The sequence below is a fragment of the Paenibacillus cisolokensis genome (assembly GCF_018403665.1).
In the GTDB taxonomy this organism is placed as follows: Bacteria; Bacillota; Bacilli; order Paenibacillales; family Paenibacillaceae; genus Paenibacillus_AH; species Paenibacillus_AH cisolokensis.
In genome coordinates this window covers 1-8,197 of the sequence record NZ_BOVJ01000161.1, presented here as the reverse complement: position 1 = coordinate 8,197, position 8,197 = coordinate 1, and the positions used below count along the sequence as shown (strand labels likewise).

General features: G+C 57.9%; 9 protein-coding genes. 2 read left to right on the top strand and 7 right to left on the bottom strand.

Annotated features, from left to right (window positions below; all coding sequences use genetic code 11):
- Positions 1-96: 96 nt before the first annotated feature.
- Positions 97-1,146 carry a LacI family DNA-binding transcriptional regulator gene (locus PACILC2_RS20640; protein WP_213530562.1) on the bottom strand — a complete coding sequence of 350 codons (1,050 nt, stop codon included), beginning with the start codon at positions 1,144-1,146 and terminating at the stop codon, positions 97-99.
- 343 nt (positions 1,147-1,489) lie between these two features.
- On the opposite strand from PACILC2_RS20640, the gene PACILC2_RS20635 reads away from it, so the two are divergent.
- Entirely contained in the window at positions 1,490-2,461 is a 972-nt protein-coding gene (locus PACILC2_RS20635; protein ID WP_213530560.1) for a helix-turn-helix transcriptional regulator, read from the top strand.
- A gap of 258 nt (positions 2,462-2,719) precedes the next feature.
- Here PACILC2_RS20635 and PACILC2_RS27365 read toward each other — a convergent pair whose 3' ends face one another.
- The 3 genes from PACILC2_RS27365 to PACILC2_RS20625 form a co-directional block, all read right to left on the bottom strand.
- Positions 2,720-3,031 carry a hypothetical protein gene (locus tag PACILC2_RS27365; protein WP_244863694.1) on the bottom strand — a complete coding sequence of 104 codons (312 nt, stop codon included), beginning with the start codon at positions 3,029-3,031 and terminating at the stop codon, positions 2,720-2,722.
- Entirely contained in the window at positions 2,995-3,891 is an 897-nt protein-coding gene (locus PACILC2_RS20630) for an MFS transporter (RefSeq protein WP_244863693.1), read from the bottom strand. The genes PACILC2_RS27365 and PACILC2_RS20630 overlap by 37 nt, the downstream gene beginning before the upstream one ends.
- A 246-nt stretch (positions 3,892-4,137) precedes the next feature.
- Positions 4,138-4,743, bottom strand: coding sequence for a TetR/AcrR family transcriptional regulator (locus tag PACILC2_RS20625; protein ID WP_062490822.1), 606 nt, complete (start codon positions 4,741-4,743; stop codon positions 4,138-4,140).
- 360 nt (positions 4,744-5,103) lie between these two features.
- On the opposite strand from PACILC2_RS20625, the gene PACILC2_RS20620 reads away from it, so the two are divergent.
- Positions 5,104-6,237 (top strand): metallophosphoesterase, encoded by a 1,134-nt coding sequence (locus PACILC2_RS20620; protein WP_213530558.1) that lies wholly within the window; start codon positions 5,104-5,106, stop codon positions 6,235-6,237.
- Between the two features lie 58 nt (positions 6,238-6,295).
- Here PACILC2_RS20620 and thpD read toward each other — a convergent pair whose 3' ends face one another.
- From thpD to PACILC2_RS20605, 3 genes are all read right to left on the bottom strand, one after another.
- A complete protein-coding gene (gene thpD, locus PACILC2_RS20615) occupies positions 6,296-7,198 on the bottom strand; it encodes an ectoine hydroxylase (protein ID WP_213530556.1) in 903 nt (300 codons plus the stop codon).
- 90 nt (positions 7,199-7,288) lie between these two features.
- Entirely contained in the window at positions 7,289-7,672 is a 384-nt protein-coding gene (locus PACILC2_RS20610; protein ID WP_213530554.1) for an ectoine synthase, read from the bottom strand.
- Between the two features lie 102 nt (positions 7,673-7,774).
- On the bottom strand, positions 7,775-8,197 hold a 423-nt coding region (locus PACILC2_RS20605), incomplete at its 5' end, for an aminotransferase class III-fold pyridoxal phosphate-dependent enzyme (RefSeq protein ID WP_213530552.1).

Sequence of the window (8,197 nt, the reverse complement as noted above, 5' to 3'; positions counted from 1 at the left end):
CTTCATTTCCCTTCCCCTTTCTGTCGATTTTTGGGCCCAAAATAATCGTTTTTTGTCCAACTATCAAAAATATGAATCCGGCAGCGATTTTCTCTCTTATTTTCGGATATAATCGGAAGACTGCCGGATGAGCAGCCGGTACGGAAGCAGCATCCTGAACGGCAGCGGATGATGTCCCTCGATCTGGTCGACAAGCACTTTGGCCGCCATCATGCCGATTTCGCTCTTCGGAATGTGAACCGTGGAGAGCGGCGGCGAGGTGTACTGCGACACTTCGATATTGTCGAGTCCGACAAAAGCGATGTCCTGCGGAATGCGAAGTCCCCGTTCCGCCACGGCCCGCATCGCCGAGATCGCCATCATGTCGCTGGCGGCGAATATAGCCGTCGGGATCCGGAGTCCGTTCGTATCCAGCAATTCGGACATGCGGGAATACGTGACGTCGACGTCCCAGCCCGAATTGATGATCCATTGCGGATCGGCTTCGAGCCCCGCTTCCTGCAGGGCGGCCCGGTAGCCGCGGTAACGTTTTTCCCGTTCGATGTCTCCGGTAAGCCCGGTCCCGCCGATAAAACCGATTTGCCGATGCCCCTGTTCGATCAGATGGGCGACCGCCGACTTCGCTGCTTGCACCCGGTCGTAGGAAATGACCGGAACAGTAGGATCGGCAATGTCGATGCCGACGACCGCGGGGACGATTTTTTTGATATATTCGTAAATATCGGGGCGTATCCCTTCGACGATAATGCACCCGTCCAGCTTGTGCTCCTGCACCAGCCGGCGTATCGCTTTCTCTCCCTCGATCTCCTTCATCGTAATGACGTAAGCAAGGGAACAGCCGAGCTCGGAAAGCTTCTTTTCGATCCCTTCCAGTATCGGGGAAAAATAGGGATGATTATATTTGTTTTGGGGCACGGATACGATACAGCCGATCTGCCTCCCGCCTGCTGCGGCGCCAGGCTTTGCCGCGTTCCCGGGGGAAGGCTTTGCCTCTTCATCCGAAACATACCCCAGCTCTTTGGCGGCTTTCCATATTTTCGTTCTCGTTTCGGGACTGATGTGGCGGCTCATGTCGTTGTTCAAGACGCGGGATACTGTCGAGATGGAGAAACCGACTTTCCGGGCAATATCTTTCAACGTTGGCATTTTATACGATTCACCTTCGTCCATTAGTCATAACGTTGCCGGGGAACGCTCCCCTGCCATTCGAGTCGTCTTGCGCAAATCCGGGCAGCGTTTGGCTACATTTCGGGCAGAATTTGGGTAAATTTTGGGCTATTTTTGGGCCAAATATTTACCCAAATATTAGCATCCATTGGCCCCAAAGTCAAACGTTTTTTTGTATAACATTTCCGCCGGGCATCGGCCGCGCGCCATTACTATTTCGGCGGTCAACCGGTCGTTTCCGGCGGGTGGGTTTATATCGGAGAGATTCGCCGCCAGTACAGCGATTTATATTTAAGGAATGAACGGAAAAGGGGGAACCTCGATGAGAGCCGACCGGCTGCTGACGATATTGCTGCTGCTGCAAAACAACGGGAAGCTGACGTCCCGGGAGCTTGCGGATAAGCTGGAAGTGTCGGAAAGGACGATTTTTCGGGATATGGAAGCTTTAAGCGCCGCCGGCATTCCAGTGTTCGCGGAACGGGGGTCCGGCGGAGGATGGCGGTTGTCGGAAGGCTACCGGACCCATCTGACCGGCATGAAATCGAAAGAGATTTTATCGCTTCTCCTTACCAATCCGACCGGTCTTCTGGATGATTTGGGCATACGCGGCGATTTCGAGACGGCGTTCCAGAAGCTGCTTGCGGCAGCGCCCGAAACGGTTAAGCGGAACACCGATTTCGTGCTGCAGCGCATTCATATTGACGGGGCGGGCTGGCATCAAACCGGCGGGGAATCGTTCGATTATCTTCCCATTGTGCAGGAGGCGGTCTGGAACGAACGCAAATTGCTTATCCGCTACCGGCGGGAAGGGAACGAACCGGCCGAACGGCTCGTCCATCCGCTCGGTTTGGTCGCCAAACGAAACGTCTGGTACATGGTCGCCGAGGTCGATGGACATTTGCGAACGTACCGGATTTCCCGTCTGCTTGATGCCCGCCTGCTGGACGAAACGTTCGAAAGGCCGGACGGCTTTCAGTTGGCGCAATATTGGGAGCAGTCCATGGCGGAGTTCAAATCGTCCTTGCCGCGCTATCCGGCAACCGTAATCCTCAAGGAGGAGCTGCTGTCCCGGCTTTCCCGGGAGCGTTATGTTCAAATTGGAGCCACCTTTCCGGCGAGGGACGGCTGGCTCGAGGCCGAACTCGTATTCGAAACGCTGGATTCGGCATCTGAAATCGTTCTATCCTTCGGTGCGCAGCTGAAGGTAAAGGAACCGTCGGAGCTTCGGGACCGGGTAAAAGCCGAAGCCCGCGCCATTGTCGAGCTCTATGACGCAGCAGACAGCGGCGAGTGAAGAATGGGGGGCTCTGCCCGCCAGCTGTATCCGGTTCGGCCGATTGGAGCGGCCTTTCGGCTTCATTTACGATTTTATGCCAGTGCCGCGCGGGTATAAGGCACGGGCTTGCCGTTTCGGACAGCGAGCGGCAGCGGTATGCCGCCGGCTGGAATTCGTGCGGCGTATTCCCGCTTGGCCGGAGATCGGCATACCGTTACACGGAATGAAGAGCACATTTTCCCGTCTGGATGGTGAACGCTTTTTCCCGGTTAGGTTTCAGGCGTTTTCCGCATGCGTTGGCGCATGTTTAGCCGCGTCCGTTGTCCGCAGCCGGGTTGCCAGCGCCGCGCCGGCGGCCGTCAACGCAGCCGATACGCCGTAAGCGGCAAACAGACTGATTTCGGCCAGCAGACCCGATATTGCCGACCCGATCAGAATGCCTCCCATCATGAGCGGAACGATCGCCCCGTTCGTACGTCCGATGTAGGCTTCATCCACCTCCTTAATAATGAGCGCGCCGAATACGATTTGGAAAAAGGTCATGATGATGCCTAGCAAAACCGTACGCTTCCGGTCAGCACCGGCCACAGCGACACCACCTCGATCACGGTGCCGATTGACAGCGCCATGAGCGCCAACGGTATGATGCGGCTGCGGTGCCGATCCACAACGCCGGAGAAAACGGCGGCGATAATCCCGCCGGCCAGCAATCCGACCCCGGCCAGCGCTTCGAACCATTGAACCGCTTCCTTGGCCAAGCCGAGCCGCTCCATCGTGACGAACACATCGAGCGGTTGCGTAATGCCGGTTGCGCAGCCGACGAGCAGGAACATAACCGCCGTCAGCCGCAAATTCGGTTTTCCGGCGACATAACGGATGCCTTCCCGCATATCCCGGAGCAACGGCGATGGGGCGGGAGAGGTATCGCGCGGCGATGGCGGCAGCGCCAACTGAATGAGCGCCGCAAGCGCGAACACCGCAATGAGTACGCCCAACGAAGCCTCTATGCCAAGCCGGGAATAGATCAGCGTGCCGAGAATCGGACCGCCGATCATAAATATGGCCATCTGGCTTTGGGTTATTCCGATTGCGGCACCGATAAGTTCCTCCGGAACATGCCGCTTGAACAACACCGACGAAGACGGCTGCGAGAACTGGCTGACGACCGCCGAAACAACCGTCGCGGCAAATGCCGCCTGCCACCAACCGGCCGATACTAGACCGAGGATGACGACGATCGACACCGCGCTTAGCGAATCGCCGATAATGACCGTCTTTTTCGGGTTCCACCGGTCGGCTAACGTCCCGCCGATCATGGAAAATACGAATATCGGCAAGTATTCCAGCGCCGTCAGCAGCGCCACCGCCGTCGGATTATTGCCCGTCTGCTCCATAATATAGAAAAGAAGGGCCATGTTGCGGACCCAGATGCCAATCTGCTGGAGCAAATCGGCACCCGCCACGATGAGAAAAACGCGATTACGGAATAGGGGGGGCACGGACTTGTCACACTCCTATTATAATCTGACCGTTCGGTATAATTGTAAAAACAGCTGACCGCTGCCACGCGGTCGGATAGTACGCCTCCGTCACAAATCCGCGCTGCGGGAGGCCGTACTGCCGGAAGCCGACCGTTGCCGTCCGGGTTGATGCGGCGCGACAGATGCCGCTTTCGCGATCAAACCGTTCGCATGTCAGCCTTTTCGCGGCAAGCCTGCGCCCTGGACGAAAATATCGATCGCTTTCCGATGCAGCGCCAGCACTTCTTCCTTGGGCATGTTTTCATAATAAGTGAGACCGAGACCGCTCATCATGCCGACCAATATATAGGTCAGCGCCTTCGGATCGTCGTGGCGGAATTCGCCCTTCTCGATGCCTTCCTCCACCACTTCGCCGATAAGCGGATAGTGCCGGCGGCTGATGTCGAGCAGCCGTTCAAGCACCGCAGGATCGCTGCCGTAGCTGCCGGCGAATTCCTCGCCCGCCTTAATGAGCGGATTGTCGAAATCCTGCGCATAATGTTCGGCAAGCGCATAGAGCTTTTCCGTCGCCGTCATGCCCGGCTTGACAAGCTCGCGCCATTTATCTTCCCATTCCAGCATGTTTTGTTCCAGCAACCGAAGAAACAACTGCTCCTTGCTCTTGAAATGGTAATAGATGCTGCCTTTGCTGACACCCGCTTCCTCGCAGATGTCTTCCATCGATGACGCGCCATAACCTTTGCGGATAAACAACTCTTTAGCGCTCTTCATAATTTGCTGTCGTGTACGTTCAGCCTCCTCAGGGGTTTTGCGCGCCATCTCGATGAACCCTCCTCTTGTTAATAATCTGACCGATCGGTTTAATTAAAGTATAACGGGTGGACGATCAAAAGGCAATTCCTTCCCTTTACATTTTGTAACCAAGTAACCAAGCACCAGGCGTCGTCGTTCCCACACTATCAATCGGTGAGAGATCGACTTTCCAACGCAATAGAGCCATGTCCGCGCCGAATTCGGCGGCGCAAAACACGGCTCTTTCACTGACGGTAACGGCAGACGGGCACGGAGCGCGGCCAGCTATTTTACGCTGCCGCGGAGCGTATGCTATAGTAAAAATAAAAGATTCCTTCCCTTTCCTCCGGTAAAAAGGAGTGTTGGTAGAAAAGGAGCGTTGCCCGCTTGTTCGTCACGATATCCGTCATCCTGCTCGTCTACAGCCTGTTGACCGTCTATATCGGCTGGCACATCTGGCTGTTTCTGTCCGCTGTCTTCGGAACCGTCAACGTGTGGGCGCTGACCGCCGTTCTCGCACTGACGGCGCTGGCTTATATGATCGGCCGGGCCGGCCGGCGCTTTCTCCCCCGCCCGTTGGGAGCTGTGTTCACCTGGATCGGCGCTTACTGGCTCGCTCTTTTCGAATATCTGGTGCTGCTGCTGCCGATGGCCGATCTTGCGGCTCTGGCGCTTCGTGCGGCGGGCCTATCGTCCGGCGTTTATATTCCGGCGCTCGGCTGGACGGTAACGGGAATATTGGCAGTCCTGCTCATCGTCGGGTCGCGGAACGCCTGGCTGCCGGTCGTCCGGTCGTATGACATCGCCATCCCGAAGCCGGGCGGCAAGCGCCGGGAACTGCGAATATTGGCCGCGTCCGATCTGCACCTCGGCGCCATCGTCGGGAAGCGCCATCTGAACCGTCTCGTCAAGGAGGCGGAACGGCTGCGTCCCGACCTGATCCTGCTGCCGGGAGACGTCATCGACGACGATATCGCGCCTTATATCGCGAACGATATGGGCGGCGTTATGCGCAAGCTCCGCGCCCCGCTCGGCGTCTATGCCGTACTGGGCAACCACGAATATTACGGCAGAACGATTCCCGTTTATCTGGAACAGATGGAAGCGGCGGGCATCCGCGTGCTGCGCGATGAAACAGTCGTCATCGACGGCAGCCTGCAGCTCGTCGGCCGCAAAGACAAAGCATCCGAAGGGCACGATCCGGAAGGCCGTCTGCCGATCGGCCGGCTCCTTGACGGCCTCGACCGATCCAAGCCGATCGTGCTGATGGACCATCAGCCGGCCGAATTGCGCCTGGCAGCCGAGCAGGGCGCCGATCTGACGCTGTCCGGCCATACCCACCGCGGCCAGCTCGCGCCCAACCATTTGTTGACGAAGCGATTGTTCGACCTCGATTGGGGGTACCGGGTCATAGGCGGCATGCATGCGGTCGTTTCCTCCGGCTTCGGCACCTGGGGCCCGCCGCTGCGCATCGGCAGCCGCAGCGAAATCATACTGCTGCGAGTCCGGTTCGGCGATTGATAGAACGGCACCTGCCCGTCAGCGAATGGCGATACAGAACGGCAGCGGCACTTGCCCGTCAGCGCGCGGCAATATAGGTCGGCCGTGGCGCCTGCCCCGAATAGGGGGCTTGCAGCTTGTTGGCGACGCTATTGTACACGATAAACACATTGCTGCGCGGATACGGCGTTATGTTGCTGTTCGATCCGTGCATAATATTGCAATCGAACAGAACGATCGAGCCTTTGCGCCCGATAGGAGTCTCGATGCCGCTTTCCCGCACGAGTGCGGTCAGACTGCCGGGATCGGGAACGCCGTATTCCTGCTTCCGCAGCGACGACCTGAAATGGTTCTCCGGCGTCCGGCCGACGCAGGAAACGAACTTGCGGTGCGAGCCCGGTATGACCATGAGCGGGCCATTGAACGGGTAGTTGTCCTCCAGCGCGATCGAGCAGCTGAGTGCCCGCATCGCCGGCATTCCGTCCTCGACATGCCACGTTTCGAAGTCGGAATGCCAGTAAAATTCTTTCCCTGCAAATCCCGGCTTGTAATTAATGCGGGACTGGTGTACGTAGACGTCGCCGCCCAACAGGTAACGAACGATGTTCAGCAGCCGCGGATGCCGGGCCGCCTGACGGAATACGTCGTTGCGGTCATGAACCGCGAAGATTGAGCGTACCTCGCCGCCTCCCGGCTCCCGGATCACTTCCTTCGCGTCGCGCGTCCGGTAATGCTCCTGCAACCGTCTCAACTCTTCCCGCCATTCGGCGATCTCCTCGTCCGTGAAGAAGGATTCCAGAAACAAATAGCCGTTCGTTTCATAAAACGCCGACTGCTCGCGGGTCAGCGGGCTGTCTTCGCTCCACTCCGAATAGACAGTCGGGTCCCGCCGCTCTATGATGACCGGCTTGTCGCCGACCCGGGACGGGTAGCGGTCTTCCGTACCGCTAGCTTCCGTATTCGTTCCGACAAACGATTTCACGCGATCAGCTCCTTGTTTCGAATTATCGGCAGCAGATTCGCGGCAAGCTGTTCCAAGCGGCCGCAATGACTGCCACGCCGTTACTTCGCTTTAAGCTTCCACAAGCGGATATGCGCCTTCTTCGTCATGCACCTCGGCGCCGGTAAGCGGCGGGGTGAACACGCACACCATCCGCAATTGCGACTTGGCCCGCAAATAATGCTTTTCATGTCCGTCCAGCACATACAAGGTGCCGGGGCGAATCGGATACGCCCGGTGTCCTTCCGGATGGATTTCGCCTTCTCCCTCGATGCAGTAGACGGCCTCGATATGATGTTTGTACCAGATCAACGTCTCCGTCCCCGGTTTGATGATCGTATCGTTCAATGAAAAACCGACTCCGTCCTTTTTCAGAATCAATCTTCTGGATATCCATGTCGCCGCGCTCACATCGTCCTTCGTCCCGATTACATCCTCCAAATGTTTTACGATCATTTCGACCTTTCCCCTTTCATTCGTCTGAACTGCAACCACGGCCTCGCGGCAAATTCTTTCGCATGGCGATAAGCGCCTTGCCCGCTCGCATGTATCCGGCCGTTATGTACGGCCGGCAAGTATGGTGGCGTCGGACGGGTGCTCCGCCAGCAACTTCAGGCACTGCTCCACACGTCGCAGCCCCTCTTCGAGCAGCGGCCGCTCGATCGTCAGCGGCGGCATCAGCTTCGCCACTTCGTCCCGCGGGCCCGACGTCTCCATAATGACGCCCCGCTCGAACGCCGCTCTGCACAGCCGGACCGCCAGCTCCGGCTCGGCGAAGGCGATGCCTTGAATCATTCCCCGGCCGCGCACCGTTCCGCCGCATGCCGGATACGCCTCGCACATCCGCTGCAGCGATTGCTGCATAAGCCGCGCTTTCGCCGCAATTTCCCGCTCGAATTCGCCGTCTTCCCAGTAGGCGAGCGCTTCTTCCGCCGCGACGAAGGCGAGATTGTTGCCCCGGAACGTGCCGTTGTGCTCTCC

Excerpts from the sequence above, each read along its gene's own strand:
- PACILC2_RS20625 (WP_062490822.1), bottom strand. The coding sequence starts at position 4,743 with ATGGCGCGCAAAACCCCTGAGGAGGCTGAACGTACACGACAGCAAATT.
- PACILC2_RS20640 (WP_213530562.1), bottom strand. The coding sequence starts at position 1,146 with ATGCCAACGTTGAAAGATATTGCCCGGAAAGTCGGTTTCTCCATCTCG.
- PACILC2_RS20635 (WP_213530560.1), top strand. The coding sequence starts at position 1,490 with ATGAGAGCCGACCGGCTGCTGACGATATTGCTGCTGCTGCAAAACAAC.
- PACILC2_RS20610 (WP_213530554.1), bottom strand. The coding sequence starts at position 7,672 with ATGATCGTAAAACATTTGGAGGATGTAATCGGGACGAAGGACGATGTG.